Annotated in this window: 21 protein-coding genes; 14 read left to right on the forward strand and 7 right to left on the reverse strand. The window is 63.4% G+C overall.

What is annotated here, in order from left to right; translation table 11 throughout:
• Positions 1-24: 24 nt before the first annotated feature.
• Positions 25-1173, reverse strand: coding sequence for an ABC transporter substrate-binding protein (locus AB7245_RS17465; RefSeq protein ID WP_063984213.1), 1149 nt, complete (start codon positions 1171-1173; stop codon positions 25-27).
• Between the two features lie 619 nt (positions 1174-1792).
• Between AB7245_RS17465 and AB7245_RS17470 the strand changes: the two genes are divergently transcribed.
• From AB7245_RS17470 to AB7245_RS17500, 7 genes are read left to right on the forward strand one after another with little or no spacing between them, the layout of a single operon-like run.
• Positions 1793-2575 (forward strand): aspartate/glutamate racemase family protein, encoded by a 783-nt coding sequence (locus tag AB7245_RS17470; RefSeq protein WP_439034464.1) that lies wholly within the window; start codon positions 1793-1795, stop codon positions 2573-2575.
• 16 nt (positions 2576-2591) lie between these two features.
• Positions 2592-3020 carry an organic hydroperoxide resistance protein gene (locus AB7245_RS17475; protein ID WP_439035733.1) on the forward strand — a complete coding sequence of 143 codons (429 nt, stop codon included), beginning with the start codon at positions 2592-2594 and terminating at the stop codon, positions 3018-3020.
• A gap of 24 nt (positions 3021-3044) precedes the next feature.
• Entirely contained in the window at positions 3045-4223 is a 1179-nt protein-coding gene (locus AB7245_RS17480; protein WP_208086050.1) for a thiolase family protein, read from the forward strand.
• Positions 4220-5461 (forward strand): SDR family NAD(P)-dependent oxidoreductase, encoded by a 1242-nt coding sequence (locus tag AB7245_RS17485; protein ID WP_439034465.1) that lies wholly within the window; start codon positions 4220-4222, stop codon positions 5459-5461. Before AB7245_RS17480 ends, AB7245_RS17485 begins: the two co-directional genes overlap by 4 nt.
• A gap of 34 nt (positions 5462-5495) precedes the next feature.
• Complete coding sequence (locus AB7245_RS17490) at positions 5496-6278, forward strand: cyclase family protein (RefSeq protein WP_085404198.1); 783 nt, start codon at positions 5496-5498, stop codon at positions 6276-6278.
• Positions 6279-6335: 57 nt separating this feature from the next.
• Positions 6336-7493 (forward strand): ABC transporter substrate-binding protein, encoded by a 1158-nt coding sequence (locus tag AB7245_RS17495; RefSeq protein WP_439034466.1) that lies wholly within the window; start codon positions 6336-6338, stop codon positions 7491-7493.
• 9 nt (positions 7494-7502) lie between these two features.
• Complete coding sequence (locus AB7245_RS17500) at positions 7503-9164, forward strand: ATP-dependent acyl-CoA ligase (RefSeq protein ID WP_439034467.1); 1662 nt, start codon at positions 7503-7505, stop codon at positions 9162-9164.
• Positions 9165-9176: 12 nt separating this feature from the next.
• On the opposite strand, the gene AB7245_RS17505 is transcribed toward AB7245_RS17500, so the two are convergent.
• Positions 9177-9680 (reverse strand): MarR family winged helix-turn-helix transcriptional regulator, encoded by a 504-nt coding sequence (locus AB7245_RS17505; RefSeq protein WP_028149405.1) that lies wholly within the window; start codon positions 9678-9680, stop codon positions 9177-9179.
• A 290-nt stretch (positions 9681-9970) separates the two neighbouring features.
• Between AB7245_RS17505 and AB7245_RS17510 the strand changes: the two genes are divergently transcribed.
• From AB7245_RS17510 to AB7245_RS17520, 3 genes are read left to right on the forward strand one after another with little or no spacing between them, the layout of a single operon-like run.
• The gene (locus tag AB7245_RS17510; RefSeq protein ID WP_439034468.1) at positions 9971-12289 is read left to right on the forward strand and encodes a bifunctional salicylyl-CoA 5-hydroxylase/oxidoreductase; all 2319 of its coding nucleotides are present in this window, start codon (positions 9971-9973) and stop codon (positions 12287-12289) included.
• A 16-nt stretch (positions 12290-12305) separates the two neighbouring features.
• Positions 12306-13484 (forward strand): acyl-CoA dehydrogenase family protein, encoded by a 1179-nt coding sequence (locus tag AB7245_RS17515; protein ID WP_439034469.1) that lies wholly within the window; start codon positions 12306-12308, stop codon positions 13482-13484.
• A gap of 18 nt (positions 13485-13502) precedes the next feature.
• Positions 13503-13934 (forward strand): RidA family protein, encoded by a 432-nt coding sequence (locus AB7245_RS17520; protein ID WP_439034470.1) that lies wholly within the window; start codon positions 13503-13505, stop codon positions 13932-13934.
• Between the two features lie 50 nt (positions 13935-13984).
• Here AB7245_RS17520 and AB7245_RS17525 read toward each other — a convergent pair whose 3' ends face one another.
• Both AB7245_RS17525 and AB7245_RS17530 read right to left on the reverse strand, forming a co-directional pair.
• Positions 13985-14821, reverse strand: coding sequence for an MBL fold metallo-hydrolase (locus AB7245_RS17525; RefSeq protein ID WP_439034471.1), 837 nt, complete (start codon positions 14819-14821; stop codon positions 13985-13987).
• A 24-nt stretch (positions 14822-14845) separates the two neighbouring features.
• Positions 14846-15214, reverse strand: a complete 369-nt coding sequence (locus AB7245_RS17530) for a nuclear transport factor 2 family protein (protein WP_439034472.1) — start codon at positions 15212-15214, stop codon at positions 14846-14848.
• Positions 15215-15394: 180 nt separating this feature from the next.
• Here AB7245_RS17530 and AB7245_RS17535 point away from each other — a divergent pair, with 180 nt between their 5' ends.
• Positions 15395-16276, forward strand: a complete 882-nt coding sequence (locus AB7245_RS17535) for a LysR substrate-binding domain-containing protein (protein WP_439034473.1) — start codon at positions 15395-15397, stop codon at positions 16274-16276.
• Between the two features lie 178 nt (positions 16277-16454).
• Here AB7245_RS17535 and AB7245_RS17540 read toward each other — a convergent pair whose 3' ends face one another.
• Positions 16455-17360: a LysR substrate-binding domain-containing protein gene (locus AB7245_RS17540; protein ID WP_439034474.1), complete on the reverse strand. Its 906-nt coding sequence runs from the start codon at positions 17358-17360 to the stop codon at positions 16455-16457.
• A gap of 224 nt (positions 17361-17584) precedes the next feature.
• On the opposite strand from AB7245_RS17540, the gene AB7245_RS17545 reads away from it, so the two are divergent.
• The 3 genes from AB7245_RS17545 (at position 17585) to AB7245_RS17555 (ending at position 20352) form a co-directional block, all read left to right on the forward strand.
• Positions 17585-18916, forward strand: coding sequence for a C4-dicarboxylate transporter DctA (locus AB7245_RS17545; protein WP_439034475.1), 1332 nt, complete (start codon positions 17585-17587; stop codon positions 18914-18916).
• 21 nt (positions 18917-18937) lie between these two features.
• Complete coding sequence (locus tag AB7245_RS17550; protein WP_354114255.1) at positions 18938-19453, forward strand: ureidoglycolate lyase; 516 nt, start codon at positions 18938-18940, stop codon at positions 19451-19453.
• A gap of 62 nt (positions 19454-19515) precedes the next feature.
• Complete coding sequence (locus tag AB7245_RS17555; RefSeq protein ID WP_439034476.1) at positions 19516-20352, forward strand: bifunctional allantoicase/(S)-ureidoglycine aminohydrolase; 837 nt, start codon at positions 19516-19518, stop codon at positions 20350-20352.
• A gap of 110 nt (positions 20353-20462) precedes the next feature.
• Here the strand turns inward: AB7245_RS17555 and AB7245_RS17560 are convergent, their stop codons facing one another.
• Complete coding sequence (locus AB7245_RS17560) at positions 20463-21503, reverse strand: Bug family tripartite tricarboxylate transporter substrate binding protein (RefSeq protein ID WP_439034477.1); 1041 nt, start codon at positions 21501-21503, stop codon at positions 20463-20465.
• A gap of 215 nt (positions 21504-21718) precedes the next feature.
• Positions 21719-22387, reverse strand: a complete 669-nt coding sequence (locus tag AB7245_RS17565; RefSeq protein ID WP_439034478.1) for a siderophore-interacting protein — start codon at positions 22385-22387, stop codon at positions 21719-21721.
• Between the last annotated feature and the right edge of the window lie 18 nt (positions 22388-22405).

The raw sequence follows: 22405 nt of genomic DNA on the forward strand, positions 1-22405 counted from the left end.
GTGATGCCGGGGCCATTGATCCGGTTATGGCGCGTACTTCCAGGCGCCGCCGGTCAGGCGCACCACGACGAGCGAGCGCTCGTCGACACCGGTGACCGCACCGGGCTTGAAATTGTAGACGGCATGCACGCCCGGCAGCTCCTTGGTGCTGAGGATCGCGTCCCGCAGCGCCGTGCGGAATTCCGCCGTTCCGGGCTTGGCGGTCTTCAACGCGCGCTCGGCGGCGTTGGCGAAGATCAGCCAGGCGTCGAAGGAATAGGCGGAGAAGCCGTCGGTGGTCGGGATGTTATGCGTCTTCTGGTATACGCTGCGGAAATCCAGCGCGATCTTCTTGGCAAAGTGCTCGTCGGGAAGCTGCTCGGCGACGATCACGGGACCCGCGGAGACCTGAATGCCGTCGGCCGCCTTGCCGCCGACGTTGACGAAGTCCGGATTGACGAGTGCCACCGTGCCGTAGGTGTTTCCCTTGAAGCCCCGCTCGGCGAGCGTGAGGAGCGGCAGCGCGCCTTGCGTACCCGAGCCGCCGTCCAGCACGGCGTCGGGACGTGCGGCCATCACCTTGAGAATCTGCGCGGTGACCGAGGTGTCGGTGCGGGCATAGCGCTCGTTGGTCTGAATCTTGATGTCGCCGGCGGCCTCGGCGGCCTTGGCGCCGTTGTAGACGAGGTCGCCCCAGGCATCGGAGAAGCCGACATAGCCGATGTTCTTCATGCCGTCGCGCTTCATGCGGTCGGCGACGATCTTGACGAGGAGAGAGGCCGGCTGCGGCACCGACACCACCCACTGCTCCGGCGTATCCGGCAGCTTGCCGATCGGCGAGACCGCGATCATCGGCACTTTCAGCTCGCTCGCCACCGCCGCCATGGCGATGGTCGAGGGCGCCGTGGCCGTGCCGATCAGGAGGTCCACCTTCTCTTCTTCCACCAGCTTGCGCGCATTGCGGGTCGCGGCCGACGGGTCGGAGCCGTCGTCGAGCTGGATCAGGCGAATGGTCTCGCCGTTGATGGTCTTCCTGTATTCATAGGCGGCATTGATGCCGCGCCCATAGGGGATTCCGATCGACGAGCCGTTGCCGCTCAGCGAGGTGACGAAGCCGATGGTGATGTCGGCCTGCGCAGCCGGCGCTGCGAAGAGTCCGGCGACAAGTGCGAGTAGGCTCAGAGTCTTGCGCATACGCGTTCTCCTCCGTTGGTGCTGGATAGGAATGCCTCGAAGCTGCCGTGCGGGGAGCCCGAACGACGAATGAACCGATTGAAAACATTGCTGCAGCGCCGAAATCCGGGCGCGACCGAAGAGGGTTTGCTCGGCCGGATCTCAGCGGCCATGGCGCTGGTTGCCGCTCGAACGACAGGCCCATCGGCAGATGCGGGCGGGAATTTCCTGAAGCAACGAAAGGCTGTTGGCCCGGCCGCGATGCGCGGCCGGCGATGCTGTTGCTGCCGGCTGTTCGAGCACGGCGACTGTCCACACGATCGAGTCTCTCAAAATCGGTGCCCTGCAACATCCACCGGTCCCTGGCCGGTGAGGAATTACTTAAAGCCTAAAGTATTGTTGGTGGGGCCGTCAACACGTGTCACGGCTCCGTCAGAAAAAATGTTGTTGCATACAATTTCGCCAGAGTGCGGCGCCTCAGTGCCGATCGAGCGTACAAAATGGCCGGGCTTCCCTTGCGGTGGCGGTGGCCGTCGGCGGCGACGCCGAGCGCATTTGACGCGTGAATTAGTTTATGATTGAAATATATTTATCGGCCGTCGACGACCGATCCTCCGATCACCGCCTGAGGAGAAGGACGATGCGCATCTTCTGGCAGAGCTTCGTTGATGCGAGCGTGAACGCGCCCTACATGGCGCGGCTGTCGGAATACCTCAACAACATCGCTGCATCAGGCACGACAGTTCACGTCGAGGGCATTTCGCCGCCCGACCGGGAGTTCGGACGGCTCGCGGAATTGCGCTGTGCCGTCCAGGCGATCGACAACGGCATCACGGCCGAGGAGGGCGGGTTCGACGCCTTCGTGATGGGACATTTCCAGGATCCCGGACTCTACGAATTGCGTTCGACGCTCGACATTCCGGTGATCGGGACCGGCGAGGCGACGTTGCTGGCGGCCTCTCAGCTCGGCCGGAGGCTCGGCCTTGTGACGCTCGATCCCGTCTTCGAGGTCTGGCACTACGAGCAGGCCGAGCGTTATGGCCTCGGCGATCGCGTGGTCCACGTGACCGGCCTTGGCTGCAAGCCGGCGGATTTCGCCGATGCCTTTGACGGAGATCAGGCCGCGCAAGCCCGCATGATCAAGGACTTCGTCGCCTGCGCACGCCCGCTGGTCGAGCACGGCGCCGACGTCGTGATCCCCGCCGGTGTACTGCCGGGCCTTCTGATCGGAAGGGAGCATGGCCTGAAAGTCGGGCACGCGCCGGTGGTCAATTGCGCGGCGGTGGCGCTGAAAAGTGCCGAGATGTGGGTCCAGCTCCGGCAGCTCAATGGCACCGAGCCCAGCCGCGGGCCGAGCTTCAAGCGGGCCAGCGCCCAGGCGCGCGACGATTTCCGCGCACTGCTTGCTCGCAACAGCCGCTAGGACTGGAGAGTGAATGATGATGACTCCCGAAAAGATCCTGTACGAGACCGAGGTGACGGCGATCGGCGGCCGGGACGGCAAGGCCGCCAGCGCCGACGGCCTGTTGTCGGTATCGCTGTCCGTGCCGAAATCGCTGGGCGGTCCCGGGGGCGAAGGCACCAACCCCGAACAGCTCTTTGCGGCCGGCTACGCCGCGTGCTTTCTCGGTGCGGTCAAGCTCGTCGCGCGTACCCGGAAGGTCGTCCCATCCGCTGAGCCGTCAGTGACCGCGAAGGTTGCGATGGGTCCGGTTCCCGTCGGATATGCGCTCGCCGTCGAACTGAAGGTCGATCTGCCCGGTGTCGAGAGGTCGATGGCCGAGGAGGTCGTCGCGGGCGCGCACGAGCGCTGTCCCTATTCGAATGCAACTCGCGGCAATATTGCCGTGAAGCTGACGGTCATCTGAGACAATGAACGAGGCGGGCGGTTGGTGACCAATACCTTGCGCACACCGTACGACGGCGTCGTGATTGCGGCGCCCGTCACGATTCCCTATGTGCGCTACTCCATCGAGAGTGCGCAGTGGTGGATCGGGCGGGCACTGAGCACGCTCGTTGCGCAGGCCGGCATCAAGGCTTCCGACATCGACGGTCTGTGCGTCTCCAGCTTCACCATGGGCACCGACAGCGGGATCGGGCTGACGCAGCATTTCGGGCTCTGCGTGCGATGGCTGGATACGATTCCGCTCGGTGGCGCCAGCGCCATCGCAGGCTTGCGAAAAGCGGCGCGCGCGGTTCAGGCGCGCGACGCCGACATCGTGGCGTGCATCGCCGGCGATACCAACCACGTCGATTCCTTCCGGCTGACGCTGGAGAACTTCTCGCGCTTCAACCAGGATGCCGTCTATCCCTATGGCGCCGGTGGCGCCAATGCGAGCTTCGCGCTGATCGCCCGCAACTACATGCGGACCTTCGGCGTCACGCGTGAGGATGTCGGCAGGATCGCCGTCGCCCAGCGCGCCAATGCCCTGCGCAACCCGCATGCGCTGATGAAGACGCCGCTGACGATGGAGCAATATCTGGCGGCCCGGCCGATCTCAGATCCCATCCATCTCTTCGACTGCGTGATGCCATGCGCCGGCGCCGAAGCCTTCCTGGTGATGCGGGACGAGACCGCGGCTTCGCTCGGGCTGACAGCAGCACGGCTGCTTTCGACGATCGAGCGGCACAACGCCTTTGCCGACGATCCGATGCAGGTCCGCGGCGGCTGGGCCATGGACGTCGGTGAGCTCTACGCGATGGCCGGCGTGAGGCCCGACGATCTCGATGTCGTGCAGACCTATGACGACTACCCCGTCATCACGATGATGCAGTTCGAGGATCTCGGCTTCTGCAACAAGGGGGAGGGGGCCGAGTTCGTGCGTCAGCACGATCTCACCATCGACGGCGACTTTCCGCACAACACGTCGGGCGGACAGCTCTCGGCCGGACAGGCCGGCGCCGCCGGCGCCTATCTCGGTCTCGTCGAGGGACTTCGACAGGTTCTGGGGACTGCAGGCCCCACGCAGGTCGGGAACGCGAGCCTCGCCTTGGCCTCGGGGTTCGGTATGATCAACTATGACCGTGGTCTCGCCTCGGGCGCCGCGATCTTTGCAGGGCCGTCGCGATGATAGAGCCGATCAAGCCGCCCCGGCGCAAGAACCCGCTGCTGCGGACGCGGCTGCCTGCTTCGCCGCCGCGACCGCGCAGCAGGACGTCGCATGGGTTTACGCGGGCAGCCGCCGAGGGCCGCTTCATGCTGCAATGCTGTGACGCCTGCGGTTCTTTTGCTTATCCGGCGCGGGAGGCCTGTCCGTCTTGCCTGTCGGCCGGCCTTGCCTTCGTCGATGCGCCACGACGAGGTATTCTTCTTGCCGAAACGACTGCGCGCGTGCCGAGCGATGTCTATTTCCGCGAACGGGCGCCCTGGCGCATCGGCCTCGTGAAGATGGAATGCGGTCCGACGATTGTGACGCACCTCCATGCCGACTGCGTGGAGAGGGCACCGGTCCGCATGTCGTTTCAACTCGACAAGAGCGGCCAGGCAGTGGCCTTTGCCCATCCCGAGGGGGAGACTCCCAACATGGCAGACGACAAGCAATGGCGGGAAATGACGGCCGATCCGAAATTCCGGCGCGTGCTGGTGACCAACGGTCGGAGCGTGATCGGTCAGGAGGCCGTCGCCGCCTTGAAGGCCGCAGGCGCCAAGACGGTGTTCGTCGGGGTTGCCGAACCGTGGCGGCCTTTCGCCGGCGAGCAGCTGCTGCGCGGCCAGGACGGAATCGAGATCGTGACCCTTGACGCCGCCGACGAGAAATCTGCGGCCGATCTCGCGGCCGACATCGGCGGCAAGGTCGATATCCTCGTCAACACGACGGAGTATGTGCGGCCGGGCGGCCTGCTCGACCGCAGGGGCACGAGCATCGCGCGCGACGAGATCGACCAGGCCTATCTCGGCTTCATCAACCTCGCACAGGCCTTCGGTCCCGCCATGCGAATGCGGGGTGCCGATGGCACCAACAACAGCGCCGCGTGGGTCAACATTCTCTCGGTCCATGCGCTGGCGAACTGGCCTGCCTTTGGCGCCTACTCGGCCTCGCAAGCGGCGTGCCTGTCGCTCTCGCACTGCCTCCGCGCCGAGCTCAGGCCCGGCGGCGTCAGGGTGATGAATCTGTTCACCGGGCCCGTCGACACCGAGTGGTTCCAGACCGTGCCGCCGCCGAAGGTCGCGCCGCGCGCCATCGCGCAGGCGATCGTGTCGGGGCTGAGAGGCGGGCTCGAGGAGATGTATGTCGGGGATGTCGCCGAAGAGATCAGGCAACGTCTCGCGGCCAATCCGAAAGCGCTCGAGCGCGAGCTCGACAGGTGAGATTGGGATTTCAACCAAGCCGGAGGACGTGACGATGCAGAGCAACAATCTCCTGGAGCTGGCGGGTGCGGTTTCTTCCGGCGCGGTGCGCGTCGTCGATCTGACATTTACGCTTAGTCCGGATTTTCCGGTCATCGTGCTGCCGCCCGAGTTCGGCCAGGCCGCGCCGGTCCGTATCCAGGAAATCTCGCGATACGATGGTCGCGGCCCGGCCTGGTACTGGAACAACGTCACGTTCGGTGAGCACACCGGCACGCATTTCGACGCGCCGATTCACTGGTTCACCGGCAAGAACCTGCCGAACAATGCCGTCGACACGATGCCGACCAAGGACATGATCGCACCGGCCTGCGTGATCGACTGCTCCGCCCAGGCGGCGCAGGATCCCGATTTCCTGCTGACGGTCCCGCTCGTCGAGGCCTGGGAAGCAAAGCACGGCCGGATCCCCGAGCGGAACTGGGTGCTGCTCAGGACCGACTGGTCGAAGAAGGGCTGGCGCGACTACTCCAATCTCAGGGATGACGGCGCACATACGCCCGGCCCCAACGCGGCCGTCATGAAGTGGCTGGTGGAGGAGCGCGGCGTCATCGGGTTCGGCACCGAGACCATCGGTACGGATGCGGGGCAGGCCGGTCATTTCGAGCCGCCTTATCCGGCGCATCACTTCCTGCACGGCGCGGGCCGCTACGGCCTGCAATGCCTGTGCAACCTGGATCAGCTTCCACCCACCGGTGCGGTCATCGTGGCCTCGCCGCTGAAGATCCAGAACGGCTCAGGCAGTCCGCTTCGCGTTATCGCGCTGGTTGCGTCAACCTGAATCCAATCCATGGCGCTCGCCAATCGGAACAAGACATCCTCACGAAAGACAGGTGCCATGAACTTGATCAAGAGCCTGCTGGCTTCCACCGCATTGCTTCTCGCCGTCCCGCAACTTGCGCAGGCCGAGATCCTCGTCGGCTTCGTCACCGGTCTCAGCGGGCCGGTATCCTCGATCGGCATCCCGAATGCGAAGGGCATCGCCGCGGGAGAGGCCTATGTCGGTGAGATCGGCGGCGAGAAGGTCCGCGTCATCCAACTCGACGACGCTTCCGATGCCACCGCCTCGGCGCGCAACGCGCGCAAGCTCGTCGAGCAGGAGAAGGTCGATATCCTGATCGGAACGTCGGGCGCGCCGCAGACCCTGGCGATGGCGACCGCCGCGATCGAGATGAAAGTGCCGATGATCGCGGTGTCTCCGATCGCGCCGGTGCCGCCGGGCGACGGCGGCCCCTGGGTCGTCCAGACGCCCCAGCCGACGCCGCTTCTGGTGCAAGGCATCGTCGATCACATGAAGGCGAAGGGCCTGAAGACCGTTGCCTTCATCGGCTTCTCCGATGCGTTCGGCGACCTCATGTACAACTCGCTCGAGCAGAGTGTGAAGACGACCGACATCAAGATCATTGCCAACGAACGCTACGCCAGATCGGATTCTTCGGTGACGGCTCAGGTGCTGCGCGCACTCGCCGCACGTCCCGACGCCATCATGCTCGGCGGCACTGGAACGCCCGGCGCGCTGCCGGTCATCGCCTTGTCCGAGCGCGGATATAAAGGGCCGCTATACGGCAATCATGGGCTGATCAGCGCCGATTTCCTGCGTCTCGCCGGCAAGGCCGCCAACGGCATCATCTGCCCGACTGGACCCGTGACCGCGGCGGAGCAGCTCCCGTCCGGCAATCCGATCCAGAAGGTGGCCCTGGATTTCCGCTCTGCCTTCGAGAAGGCGAACGGCGAGGCGCCGACGGATTCATTCTCGTCCTATTCCTTCGACGGCTGGCTCGTGTTCGCCGATGCCGCCAAGCGCGCGATGGCAACCGGTGCCAAGCCCGGCACGCCGGAATTCCGCACCGCGCTTCGTCAGGCGCTGTTCACGACCAAGGAGGTCGTCGGGACGCAGGGCGTCTACACCTATACGCCGGCGGATCGGCACGGCGTCGACGATCGCTCGCGCGTCATGGTCCAGATCGAGAACGGCAAGTACAAGCTGTTGCCCTGAGACGGGAGCATGATCGTGACGGAGAACGCGCCGGTGAACGTCAGCGACGCGGTCGGCCAGGAGAACGTGACGCCGGCCTGGGCGTGTGCAGTGACGTCGTTTCCGCCGTCGGACCGCATCCTCTCAACGATCCTCACCCGGCAGGCCGAGCGCTATGGCGAGCGCGTGCTGCTTGTCGCCGGTGAGACGCGCTGGAGCTTTGGGCAGACCGCGGCGATCGCGGCCGCGTCGGCCCAGGCGCTCGTCGACGCCGGGATCAGGCCGGGCGATCGGGTCGCGCTGATGTGTTCGAACCGTCCGGAGTTCCTGCAGGTCTATCTCGGCTGCGCATGGCTTGGCGCCATCGCAGTCCCGATCAATACCGCGCTACGCGGCTTCCAGCTCTCCCACATCTTCCGCAACTCGCGTCCCGCGCTCCTCGTCGTCGAGGCTCAGTTCGTCGACGCGATCGAGAGTGTCGAGGCGGGTGTCGACCTGCCACCTCGCACCTGGATCGTCGGAGCTGCCGCCGGTGCAGTCGACGCCAGGCTTTCCGCGGTACCGTTGCCGGCACTGGGAGCCGCGGCCCCGGCGGGTGCCGTGCGTCCCGGCGACACCGTTGCGATCCTCTACACGTCGGGCACGACGGGGCCAGCGAAGGGCGTGTGCTGTCCGCAGGCGCAGCTGTTCTGGTGGGGCATTTATTCGGCGCGGGCGCTTGGCATCCGCGAGGGCGATGTGCTGTTCACGACACTGCCGCTGTTTCACACCAACGCGCTCAATGCGTTCTATCAGGCGCTCCTGAACGGATGCACCTACATGCTGGAGCCGAAATTCTCCGCGTCCGGATTCTGGGCCGCCGCGCAACGGCACAATGCGACGGTCGGCTATCTGCTGGGCGCGATGGCGTCGATGCTGCTGGCGCAGCCGAAGAATGCGAACGACAAGGCGCATCGTCTTCGCGTTGCGCTTGGAGGCGGCGTGCCGCCGCAAATCCACGGTCCGTTCCTTCAGCGGTTTGGCGTGCCACTGGTCGACGGCTACGGGTCGACCGAGACCAACTTCGTGTTCGCAGGCCCGATCCCGTCGGATCGTCCGGGAACGATGGGCTATCTGGCCGACGGAATCGAGGCGCGGATCGTCGATGAAAACGATTCAGCGCTTCCTGACGGGCAGGCCGGCGAACTCGTGCTTCGCGCCGGAGAACCGTTTGCTTTCGCCACCGGCTATTTCGGCATGCCGGAGAAGACGGTCGAGGCCTGGCGGAATCTGTGGTTCCATTCGGGCGATCGGGTCGTTCGGGATGCTGACGGACATTATCGCTTCATCGACCGCATGAAGGATTCCATCCGCAGGCGGGGCGAGAACGTATCCTCATGGGAGGTCGAGCAGACCATCCAGTCCCATCCCGCGGTCGCCGCCTGCGCGATCTACCCACTGCCGTCGGAGCTGGGCGAGGACGAGGTCGCGGCTGCGATCCTGCTCGAACCGGGCCAATCGCTGGAGCCCGTCGACATCGTCAGGCATTGCGAAGGCCAGATCGCATATTTCGCCATCCCGCGCTATGTGCGCATTCTGAGCCAGATGCCGTTGACTGAGAACGGCAAGATCAAGAAGGGCGTGCTGCGCGAGGCGGGCATCACCACGGATACCTGGGATCGCGACGCGGCCGGAGTGAAGGTGCAGCGCTGACTGTTGGTCCGCTCAGGGTTTTTGCAGGGCGTCCCTGACGGCACCCTTGAGGTCGTCGAGCTCGCCGATCAATCCGTCGAACCGGTCCGCCGGGAAATCCGCCAGCAGCTCGGCAAGCCACGCGCCGTGGCTCTTTGCCATCCGTCTGAAGGTCTTGCGGCCTTCGACCGTCATGCAGACAATCTGCACGCGGCGGTCGAGGTTCGACGGCGTGCGCGTGATGTATCCGTCCTCGACCAGACGGTCCACGATCGGCGTGAGGTTCCCGGCCGAGACCATCAGGCGCTTCGGCAACTCTCCCAGCACAAGCCCGCTCGGTTCGCGGTCTAGCTGGGCCAGAACGTCGAAGCGGGGCATCGTGAAATCGAACTCTTCGCGAAACCGGCGCCGCAACTCGCCTTCGATCAGGGTCGTGCAGGCGAGCAGCCGGAGCCAGACCCGCGTTTGAGCCCTGTACTCGGCGTCTTGATCCGCCCCATTCTTTGAAACAGGCGTGGACTCCTTCGCGAGTGCCAATCGAATCTCCCGGGCTTGGTGGCCTGACGAAAGCCGGCGCAGCTGTCGTGGTCATTGGCAAGATAGTTCGTGCCAAAAGTAAATTCAAGGCTGCGCCCGAGCGGCTCGGAATCGGCGCTGCCGTGTGTCCAATTTACACTGAATCCCCAGATCGACGCCGCGGAGACCAGCCCGTGGGCCGGGTCTTTGCAGAACCGCCTTGACAAGACGCGCGCCGAGGAAATATTTTATGCTTAAAATAATTTGGGTGAAAGCTCGGCACACGGCGCGACGCGCGAAAGCGAGGGATCATGCGCATAGTCTGTATCGGCGGCGGCCCGGCCGGTCTCTATCTGGGCCTGCTGATGAAGCGCCGGTACCCGGAGCATGTCATCACGGTCGTCGAGCGCAACAAGCCCTACGATACGTTCGGCTGGGGCGTCGTGTTCTCGGATGCCATGATGTCCGCGATGCGCCTTGCCGACCCCGAGAGCGCGGCCGAGATCGAGGACGCCTTCAATCACTGGGACGACATCGAGCTCGTCTTCAAGGGGACGCGCCAGCGCACGACGGGCCATGGCTTCATCGGTATCGGGCGCAAGCATCTGCTCAATATTCTTCAGCGGCGCTGTGAAGCGCTGGGTGTCGAGCTCGTCTTCGAGCGCGAGGTCGAATCCGATCTCGAATACCCCGACGCCGATCTGATCGTCGCCTGTGACGGCGTCAATTCCAGGATCCGCGCTCGCTATGCCGAGCAATTCCAGCCCGACATGGTGATCCGGCCCAACCGCTTCATCTGGCTCGGCACCAAGAAGGCGTTCGACGCCTTTACATTTGATTTTCAGAAGACCGAGCACGGCTGGTTCCAGGCGCACATCTACAAGTTTGATGCGGAGACCTCGACCTTCATCGTCGAGACCACGGAAGAAGCCTACAACGCCCACGGGCTTGGCGAGCTCGATCAGCAGGCCTCGATCGAGTTCTGCGGAAAAATCTTCGCCGAGACGCTCGATGGCGCGAAGCTCCTGACCAATGCGCGCCATCTGCGCGGCTCGGCCTGGCTCAATTTCAGCCGCCTGATCTGCGGCAAATGGAGCGTGTTCAACGGCAAGTCTCATGTCGTGCTGATGGGGGACGCCGCGCATACCGCGCATTTCGCCATCGGCTCGGGCACCAAGCTCGCGCTCGATGACGCTATCGAGCTCGCCAACCAGTTCGATCGCCATGGTCACGGTCGCGCCGGCATCGAAACCGTGCTGGACGCGTACGAGGAGGTGCGCCGCGTCGACGTGGCGCGCATCCAGAATGCGGCGCGCAACGCCATGGAATGGTTCGAGGTGGTCGGCCACCGCTATGCCGATACGCTCGAGCCGCCGCAATTCTTCTATTCGATGCTGACGCGCTCACAGCGCATCAGCCACGAAAACCTTCGCCTGCGTGATCGCACCTGGCTGGAAGGCTTTGAGCGCTGGTTCGCCGAACGCTCAGGGATCGCAGTCAAGGACGGCGAGCGGGTGCCGCCACCGATGCTGACGCCGCACCGTGTGCGGGGACTGACGCTTGCGAACCGGATCATGGTCTCGCCGATGGCGATGTATTCGGCGCAGGACGGGCTCATCGACGACTTCCACGTCGCTCATCTCGGCGCGCGCGCCATGGGCGGCGCCGCGCTGGTCTTCGCCGAGATGACCTGCGTCTCGCCCGATGCGCGGATCACACCGGGCTGCCTCGGGCTCTGGAACGATGCACAGCAGGCGCAGTGGCGCCGCTTGGTCGAGCTCGTCCATGGCGTCGGGCATGCCAAGGTGGGGATTCAGCTCGGCCACGCCGGCCGCAAGGGCGCGACCAGGGTGCCCTGGGAAGGGATCGATCAACCCCTTGAATCCGGAGAGTGGCCTCTGATCTCCGCGTCGGCCTTGCCGTATCTGCCGCACAGCCAGATGCCGCGGGCGATGGACCGCAGTGACATGGACCGCGTGCGCGACGATTTTGTCGCGGCAACACATCGTGCCGCTGCCGCCGGCGTCGAATGGCTCGAGCTCCATTGCGCGCACGGTTATTTGCTGTCGAGCTTCCTCTCGCCATTGACCAACCGGCGTACGGACGAATACGGCGGCAGCCATGAAAACCGCGCGCGCTTTCCACTGGAGGTGTTCGAGGCGATGCGCGCGGTGTGGCCATCCGATCGGCCGATGTCGGTGCGCCTGTCCTGCCATGATTGGACCGACGGCGGCAACATTCCGGCCGATGCGGCGGTCTTCGCTGCGATGTTCAAGGAGGCCGGGGCGGACCTGATCGATTGTTCGTCGGGGCAGGTCTGGAAGGACGAGCGGCCGATCTATGGACGCCTGTTCCAGACGCCGTTCGCCGACCTGATCCGCAACGAGGTCGGCATTGAGACCATCGCAGTCGGTGCGATCTCCGAGGCCGATCACGCCAATTCGATTCTCGCGGCCGGCCGCGCCGATCTCTGCGCCATCGCGCGGCCGCATCTTGCCGACCCGGCCTGGACGCTGCACGAAGCCGCGCGCATCGGCATCACCAAGGTCGAGTGGCCGAAGCAGTATCTGTCCGCCAAGGGACAATACGAAACCAATCTGGCGCGCGCGGCGGCTGCTGCCGGGCAATGAGCGGAGGGGGGATCAGATGAGCTCCACGGCGAAAGTGATCCGGCGCGAATGGCTCGACTGGCCGTTTTTCGAGCCGCGCCATCATGCGGTCGGCGAGGCGCTCGACCGCTTCGTGCAGTCGGGGGCTCTCGACACAATCGATCACAATGATGTCGATGGCGCCTGCCGCAAGCTCGTGCGCGCGATGGGCGAGGCGGGGGTGCTCGATTGCGCCGTCGCGGCGCCCGACGGCGATGCGACGACGATCGATTCACGCTCGATCTGCCTGTCGCGGGAGTCGCTGGCCTATGCCGATGGCCTCGCCGATTTCGCCTTCGCCATGCAGGGGCTCGGTTCCGGCGCGATCGCGCTCGGCGGCTCGGCTGACCTGCGCAAGGCCGTGCTGCCGAAGGTTCGCGCCGGCGAATGGCTGGCGGCCTTCGCGCTGTCCGAGAAGGAGGCGGGATCGGACGTCGCGGCGATGTCCTGCACGGCGCGGGCCGACGGCAATGACTACGTTATCGATGGAGAGAAGACCTGGATCTCCAACGGCGGTATTGCCGATGTCTACACGCTGTTTGCGCGAACGGGCGAGGCGCCGGGCGCCCGCGGCATCTCGGCCTTCGTCGTCTTCCCGGATGATCCCGGCTTCGGCATCGCCGACCGCATCGACGTCATCGCGCCGCATCCGCTGGCGACGTTGCGCTTTACTAATTGCCGGATCCCCGCGAGCCGTCGCCTCGGCGCGCCGGGCGGTGGGTTCAAGCTCGCGATGCAGACGCTCGATATCTTCCGGGCGTCTGTCGCAGCCGCGGCCCTCGGCTTTGCCCGGCGTGCGCTGGACGAAGCGCTGTCGCACGCGCGCAGCCGGCACATGTTCGGTGCGACGCTGGGCGATCTCCAGCTGACCCAGGCCGCGCTCGGCGACATGGCGACGGAGACTGACGCCGCCGCGCTCCTGACTTACCGCGCGGCCTGGCGCCGCGACGTCCAGAAGCTTCCGACGACGCGCGAAGCTGCCATGGCGAAGCTGACGGCAACCGAGACCGCGCAGCGTGTCATCGACCGCGCCGTCCAGATGTTCGGCGGCCGCGGCGTGCGCAAGGGTGAGATCGTCGAAAGCCTCTACCGCGAAATCCGCGCGCTGCGCATCTACGAGGGCGCGACCGAGGTCCAGAAGCTGATTGTCGCGCGCGATCTCCTGAAGCCGCGCTGAGAGGATTGATAACTCCGCATGAGTACGATGAAAAAGCCAGAGGCCCCCGCGACGAGCGGTCTGCAAGTGCTTCAGCCCAGCGGCTGGCCGCAGCCGAAGGGATATGCCAACGGCATCATGGCCGATGGACGTCTCGTTGTGACGGGTGGTGTCGTCGGCTGGGATATCGCAGGTCGGTTCGCCGACGGGTTTGTCGCGCAGGTTCGGCAGACGCTCGAAAACATCGTTGCGATCCTGGCGGAAGGCGGCGCCCGGCCGGACCATCTCGTGCGCCTGACATGGTATGTCGTCGACATGGATGAATACACCGCGAATCTGAAGGCGCTCGGCAAGGCCTATCGCGAGGTGGTTGGCACCCACTACCCCAGCATGGCGCTCGTGCAGGTGGTGCGCCTCGTCGAGCCATCCGCGCGCGTCGAGATCGAAGCGACTGCCGTCGTCCCGCGCTGACGAGGGCGTGCGTGAAGGTGCTGCCGCCGATCGCGCGGGCTCATGGGCCGCTACGCGACCGGAATGAACGCATATCCTTGCCCTTCTTCGACCACTCTGCCGATGCCTGGTCGACCTAGATGAGCGCCGGCCAGCCACGTCTGCGCATTTGCTGCGTCCCGGAGCAACCTGATCCGGCTGGCCCTCGCCACGGCTTCGTCATCGTCATAGGCCCAGGTAAGCTCGGGACAGGCAAACTGTGCGGCGGGAACGTGGATGAGGTCGCCGCAGAACAAGACATCGTCCTCGTCAGTGTTGAGGAGATAACCCATATGGCCCCGAGCGTGCCCAGGTATATCCACCGCCAGTAAATGATCGGCCAGCCGATCTCCTCCGTTAATGGGGGCAAGGAGCGAACGAAACTGCTCCAGCATGGGCTCGGCAAGAAACTCTCCGACGGCGTCTTCCCCTATCACAATCTTCCTCAGGCCATTAAATGCGCGTCGACCGTCGGGCATCAGGAGACCATTGATGTGGTCGCCATGAGCATGAGTGAGGGCGATCATCGTGATCGATGACGTGTCTATGCCTGCCTCCGCCATCGCCTCCGCGAGGTGACCCATGGACGGCTCCCAACTCCCGCCCGCTCCACAATCGATCAAGACGCGATCCATGCCAGAGCGATCGAATAGGAAGCAGTTGACCGGCAATCGAACCAGCGAAGCGTGCCGCTGAGGCGGTTCGGTCTGCCTGCCTACTTTGTCGTTTGGATATTTGAGGGATTCGGCGGGCAGGTCGACATATCCATCAGAGAGTGACCAAATCCTCCATGATCCCGACGCGCAGCCCAAGGTGTTGGCGCTTTGTGACAGAGCTTTCACGGACAACCTGACAAGCGTTTGATTCACATTCTCAAAACGGCACCGAAACCGTCAGAGTTTCGAAGTCATCACTTTCTGAGCGATCTTCCAGGTTCCGTCGACCTTCAGGCACGACAGCATGTCGGTGAAGTATCGCGGCGGAATTTGCAATTTCAGCTTCAGGAGCGCGAGCTCTCCTTCAACGTCAATTGAGAGGATCTGATCTTTGCGCTCCAGGCCCTGTTGCTTCGGAGCTTTCAAATTACGGACAGCTGCCAGCCACGTCGCAATTGGCGTCACGCTCACGTTGCCGTCGTCGCCGACCTTGGTCACTGAACTCGAGGGATGAAATATAGACCCGAATTTGTCGGCATCCATTTCATAGGCACTGTCGAAATAGGTATGCGCCAGGGAGCGCAAGGCACGAGCATCGGTATCCATAGGCCTGTTGTCCATCAGCTTGGGAATGGGAAGAAACTGCGCGTGGCTGGAAGCCTGGTCTCCGGCCGAAACCTGGAGAAGGTTGCCTCAAGTCTTCCTTGCTGACCGAACCTAGGACAAAGTAGCTTATGAGGATAGGCGTGTTGAACAACAAGAGCTTATGAGGAATATTCATAAATCATGAGAAACGAGCTGAACGAACTCGCTACGTTTGCAATCGTCGCCAGAGAACGGAGCTTTACGCGGGCTGCGGCAAAGATCGGTGTGTCTCAGTCTGCCCTGAGCCACACAATCCGGGCACTTGAGCAACGGCTCGAGCTGCAGCTTCTTGCTCGAACGACCAAGAGCGTCGCACCAACCGCCGCGGGGGCAGCTCTCTTGAAGGAATTGTCTCCGGCACTCGAGCAGATTACTCGTGCCATCAACGAAGCCCGAAACGTTCGGCACCGGCCTGCAGGGCGCCTTCGGATTGTAATGTCCCGGTCGGCTGCCGTGATGGTATTGTTGCCGCGGCTCACGGCATTCGCGGAAGCTTACCCCGACATCGTTCTTGACGTTGTTACCGTCACTGGCCCCGTCGACCTCGTTGCGGGTGAGTTCGACGCCGGTATTCAACTTGGCGAGTACATTCAGAAAGACATGATCGCGGTGCGGGTCACCCAGGAGTTGAGATTGTCGGTGGTCGGATCGCCCGGCTATTTTTCATCACGAAGCATTCCCCGGAAACCCAAGGATCTAAATGACCATCGATGCATAAGCCTGCGTCTTCCGGGCGGCCCATACAGGTGGGAATTCGAGAAAGGACGAAAGGCGGTCACGGTCGGCGTGAATGGCCCGCTCATCATCGATGATACCCACCTGGTGATTCAGGCCGCACTCGCTGGCGCCGGCCTGGGACTCGCATTCGAAGAGCAGGTCGCAGAGCATGTTGCGAAACGTCGCCTTATCCGTGTGCTGGAAGATTGGACGCCGCCGATTCCCGGCTTCTTCATGTATTACCCCAGTCGTCAGCATCAGCCAGCTGCGCTGTCTGCACTAACGAACGCGCTGCGAGCCTCTTAACCACAATTCAACGCGACGAACTATATAGTGGAACCGTCGCTGAAATCGAATCCGAACGCCATCAGGGCCCGCGTGGGTCGCGATGCAGTCGTCGACAATCCGTCGAGCGTTCAACGCCGGGATGTCCGGAAGCCACCCAGACCCGACCGCCGATGGCGACGACGACCGTCGTGCTCTTTCAGGAGGCTTGCCTCGGGCTTTTGCAGTGGCTTAGGTACCGAACGGCCAATTTGATGAAATTGCGCACGACCATCGACGTCTCATCCTCTCGGAACACCAAAAACACATCGGCCGAGGGTGGTGAGGGTCTGATGGGCCGGAATACAATGTCGGCTGTCGTGAAGCGCGCAATGGACTGGGGCACCAGTGCCACGCCGAAGCCCGCCACGATCAGGCTCGGAATCGACTGGGCGTCGACGACCTGCTGGGATACCCGCGGCAAAAAGCCGGCATCGACACAGCATTTCTGGATGTAGCGTGCGAACTCGGATCTATTGGGGTCGAGGACGATGTGATCCTCCGATGCTAGTTCGCTAAGCGCAACCCGCTTGCGCCCGGCCAACCGGTGCGCGTGCGGCAGTGCGAGGACCACCTCTTCCCGCCAAGCAAGCTTGCTGGTCAGGCCGTGTTCGGTCGGAACGCTGCGAATGAGACAAATGTTGGTCGTGCGGTTGAGGAGTGCTGCGATCTGCAATGCAGGCGCCTGCTCATGCACCGTGGTTTTCACCGACGGAGCAACCTTTCGGTAGGCGGCAAGCAGTTCCGCCAGCCGACCGCGCAGGATGGAGCCGGTTGCACCAACGTCAAGCGTGCCGATAAGGCCAGCGCCGATCGACTGAACTTCGTCTTCCGCGAGCTTGATTTGCTGGAGAATGGCGCGACCTCGGCCCAGCAGGGCTTCGCCGGCCTTAGTCAGTTCGACCCTGCGGCTGGTCCTGTGGAGAAGCTGCGTCTTGAGCTCGGCCTCCAGCGTCTGGATGTGCTGGCTCAGCGGTGGTTGGGAAAGGTTCAGTCGCCGAGCGGCGAGGGTGAAACTGCGTTCTTCGGCGACGGCGATGAAATATCGGAGCTGGCGGAGATCCATTTGGAAAACCTATCAATCGTGTCGTTCTATATATTGGACTTGAGATCCGCGATGGTCAACGAATGCCCGACGGAGCCCTCTGCGAGCCGGGCGCGGTCCGCGATCACGGCAAGCGCGCTCCTTTGTACGTACGACGACACGTCACCACCAAACAACAAGATAGGCGGGGGCCTGAGGGCCCACCAAGCCGCGCCAGTCGAAGACCAGCCAAGCGAGGAAAAGCCGTGCCCAAGATATTCAAGTCACTCTTCTTCCAGGTCATCATTGCGCTCATGCTGGGCATCGCCCTCGGCATGGCTAATCCCGACCTCGCCCTTCAGATGAAGCCGCTCGGCGACGGCTTCATCAAGCTGATCAAGATGCTGGTGCCTGTGATCGTGTTCTGCGTCGTCGTGCACGGTATCGCCGCGGCGGGAGACCTGTCGAAGGTTGGAAGGGTCGGCATCCGCTCTCTCCTGTATTTCGAGATCGTCACCACCGTCGCACTGGTGTTCGGCATTGGGCTCGCCTACTATTTCGAGCCGGGCGCAGGAATGAACATCGACCCGAAGACGCTCGACGCCAAGGCCCTTAGCGGATTCAGCCAGACCGCGGCTCAGGTCGCGGGAGGCGGCGTCTCCGAATTCCTGATGAAGCTCATCCCCTCGACGATTGTGGGGGCCTTCAGCTCCGGCGACGTCCTGCAGGTGCTGATCGTCTCGATCATGTTCGGCTGCGCCGTGTCCTTGTGCGGCGAGCGAGCGAAGCCGGTCGTCGAGTTCATCGAGCGCGTGAACGAGATCATCTTCAAGATGATGAATTTCGTGGTCCGGCTCGCGCCGATCGGCGTCTTCGGTGCCATCGCCTTCACGGTCGGGAAGTACGGCGTTGGTTCGCTCAAGCAACTCGGCGGGCTCGTCGGCCTATTCTATCTGGCCGTGGTCCTGTTTGCGATCGTGGTGCTCGGCGCGATCATGCGACTGTCCGGCTTCAGCCTGTTCAAGTTGCTCGCCTACTTGCGCGAAGAGTTGATGATCGTTCTCGGCACCGCCGCAGGTGACAGCGTTCTGCCGCAAACCATGCGAAAGCTCGAGCAGCTCGGCATCAAGCGGTCGACGGTTGGTCTCGTTATACCGACCGGATACTCGTTCAATCTGGACGCGTTCTCCATCTACTTGACCCTGGCCGCAGTCTTCATCGCACAGGCGACCAACACGCCGCTTGCGACAGGCGATCTCGTGGCCATCCTTGGCATCGCGTTGCTCACCTCGAAGGGCGCGCACGGCGTTCCGGGCTCGGCCATCGTCGTGCTCGCCGCGACGCTTGCCGCTATCCCGGCCATTCCGGCGATTGGCCTTGTGCTCATCCTGTCGGTCGACTGGTTCATCGGCATTGCCCGCGCCCTCGGCAACTATGTCGGAAACTGCGTTGCCACCGTCGTCGTCGCGTCCTGGGAAGGCGACATCGACAGGGCAAAGGCGCATCGTATCCTGAACGGCGAGATTGATCCCTCAAGTGAGGGGCTGGTCGATGCCGCCGGCGGAGATGAGCCCGTCCCGAGTGCACAGACGGCGTGAAGCGCGAGTGTTGGTTGGAATATGGCGATGCTGACGCTTTCGATTGAGCCTCTAACGAGGAAGGCATTTGCGCCGTTTGGCGATGTCGTCGATACGGATGGGTTGACGCCCCTGCCGATCAACGAAGGCTTTGCCCGGCGCTTCAACGATCTCGCCACGATCGACGTCACCGCGCAAGGCGGACAGATCAACATCAGTTGGTTTGTCGCCTCCACCCGGCCTGCGCCGATCGCGATCCGGTTGATGGAGCGCCATCCGCTTGGAAGTCAATTGTTCATGCCCTTGAACCGCAAGGACTGGTTGATCGTCGTCTGCACGAATCCGCATATCGCCTCGACTTATCGGGCCTTCGCTGCAACGGGACACCAGGGCGTAAACTATGCCCGCAACTGCTGGCACCATCCGCTGCTTGTTCTGGAAGACTCCAGTCCGTTCTTCGTCGTCGACCGGAAGGGCGGGGGCGACAATCTTGAGGAATATTGGCTGGAAGAGGTGATGCAGCTCGATCTTGCGCCGGACAGCATTCTCGGAAAATGACGCGCGGCAAGCAGAGCCGCGCAACGACACACCACACGGGAAACCTATCGGAGGCCACGTCCATGCCATCGCAAACCTATCACGTGCCGCAGGGCGGCCATCCGGCCCAGACGGAGCTCTTGAGCGGCCGGGCGGTCTTCACGAACGCATATGCGGTCATACCCGGCGGTGTGCAGCGCGATATCGTCGTCAGCCATCTGCCGCATTGGGATAACACGCGTGTGTGGGTGCTGGCGCGACCGCTCTCCGGCTTCGCCGAGACATTTTCCCATTATCTTATGGAGGTGGCACCGGGTGGGGGAAGCGAGTTGCCGGAGCCGGACAAGGATGCCGAAGGCGCGCTGTTCGTCGCGGGTGGCAAATTGAGCCTCGAGGTGGCGGACAAGGAGCGGGAGCTGCGACCCGGGGGCTTTGCCTATCTTCCACCCGGCCGCGGCTGGAGCATTCGCAATCGCGGCTCGAGCCCCGCGCATTTTCATTGGATCCGCAAGCTGTATCAGGGCGTACCGGGGCTTGCTCACCCCGACGTCATCGTGACCAACGAGGACTCGGTCGCACCGACGCTAATGCCAGATGCGGATGGGAGATGGAGGACCACACGCTTCATCGATCCGGCCGATATCCGATATGACATGCACATCAATATTGTCACGTTCGAGCCGGGCGCATCTATCCCCTTCACAGAGACCCATGTCATGGAGCACGGTCTTTACGTTCTGGAGGGCAAAGCCGTCTACCGGCTCAACCAGGACTGGGTCGAGGTCGAGGCAGGAGATTTTATGTGGCTGCGGGCGTTCTGTCCGCAGGCGTGCTACGCTGGGGGCCCAGGTCGGTTCCGTTATCTCCTCTATAAGGATGTCAATCGACACATGGATCTGCGGCCCTTCACGGCAGCGTAGGTTCGGCGTTGACGCAGCGACGTCGGGATCGATCTATTGCAGGCGCTTTTTGGCGAGCTATCGCGGACGGATCATCCGGACGATGCTGATAATTGGATAAAAGCTCGGCGTTACATCGGCTCGATGCCGATCTTCTTGATGACCGCGGCCCATTTCGTCGTTTCCGATGTCATGAAATCCTTCAGGCCTTGTGGGTCCATCACCATGGGCTCGGCGCCTTGCTCGACGAAGAGGGCGCGCACCTTCGGATCGTTCACGGCTTCCGCCATTGCTGCATAGAGCCTGTCGAGCACGGCCTTGCCTGTGCTCGCGGGCGCGAGCAGAGCAAGCCAAGCGGCGCTCTCGTAATTCTTGAGGCCTGCTTCCGCCGCGGTCGGCACATCCGGCAGCGCGGTCATGCGCTTGTCGCTGGCCACCGCGAGCGGGCGTGCATCGCCGCTTTTGATCAGGCTGATGACGTTCGGCAAGAGCTGGAAGCCAAGCGGGACCTGGCCCGCGATGAAGTCCGGCGTGTAGGCGGCGATATTGCGATAGGGAACGTGCGTGATCTCGGTGCCCGTGAGCTGCTCGAAATAGGCGGCCGCCAGATGCTGCGACGAGCCGACGCCGACCGTTCCGTAGTTCAGCTCCCGCGGATGCGCCTTGGCATAGTCGATCAGCTCGTTCAGTGATCTCGGTGGCAGCCTCGAATTGATCACGATGACATTCGGTAACGTCGCGAACAGGCCGATCGGGACGAGATCCTTCTGCGGATCATAGGGCAGCTCCTTGTACAGCGATTTGTTCGCGGCCAGCGGACCGGAGGTGCTCATAAGCAGCGTGTAGCCGTCGGGTGCGGCATGTGCCGCGGCCGCGGTGCCGATATTGCCGCCGGCGCCGGGACGATTGTCGACCACGAAGGCCTGCCCGAGTGACATCGACATGCGGTTGAGCAGGATGCGGGTGATGACGTCGCTGGCGCTGCCGCCGGCGAAGGGCACAAGCACCTGGACCGGGCGGGTCGGATAGTCTTGCGCGTTTGCATGCCGCATTCCCGTTGCTGCGAGCAGGGCGCCACCACCGAGCGAGAGCAGCGACCTCCGGTCAGGACGAAATCCCTCGTTCTGCTGATGAGCGCCATCTGTGATCTTGCTGCGATCGAACCGTGCCATCTCGGACTGAATCTCCCGACTGTGTCTTGTTCTGCGAGCCCAGGGAGCGTCCGGGACGGGAGTCGTCGGGGATGAGCGCCAGGTCGCATTTTTCTGCGCCTGGACCGTAGTTAGCAGGCCGCTACGACCGTCATGCCTGCACGTCTCAAAACTTACCAACCCGTCTCATTTTGCAGTGGGCGCGACATCTTGTCCGAGTACGACGACAGCGACGCCTAATCCAGCCCGCTCTTGCCCGGCGCCCAATAGGCTTTGGTCTTGATCCGCGATGATGCGACGCCCGCAGCTTTCAGCGCGCGGCTGACGCGCTGGATCGATGAGGCCTTACCTGTCAGGACGAACTGCGCCCCGTTTGCAGCAAGGCGCAGCATTTCCGCCTCAACGGTCGCGAGATGGTCGTCGCTGTCGCTGCGAGCGATCAATCTTGCTTGGCCGAGGCCAATAGCCTCGAGCGCCTGCCGCGACTCCGCGGCATCAGTGGCTTCGAACATGTGGAGCGCGCCGCCGGCCTGCAAATTGTTGCGGAGAGCTGCGGCAATGCCGAACGAGGTCTCATCGCCGAACAGGACGACTGGCGCCTCAAAGCCGGCAAGATCGAGCGAGCGGCGCGGCCCGAAGAACTGGAAGGTATCGCCTTCGCGCAAGCCACTCGTCCATCGGCTGCCGGGGCCGTCGCCATGTACGAAGGCGACGAGGCGTGTTCTGCCGTTGCCTGTGTCCCACGATATCGGCGTATAGGTGCGCGCACTCAGGCCCGCGCCCATCGCGATCTGGATCTTCTGGCCGGCGGTCCATTTGACGTCCTTAAGCGCTTCGCCTTTGAGTTCGATGAGCCGAAAGCGCGGCGAGAGTGTCTCGATGGCTGCAACGCGCGCAGGACGCATCAGCCATCGCAGTAACAT

The sequence above is a fragment of the Bradyrhizobium sp. 604_D8_N2_3 genome (assembly GCF_051810765.1).
GTDB classification, from domain to species: domain Bacteria; phylum Pseudomonadota; class Alphaproteobacteria; order Rhizobiales; family Xanthobacteraceae; genus Bradyrhizobium; species Bradyrhizobium barranii.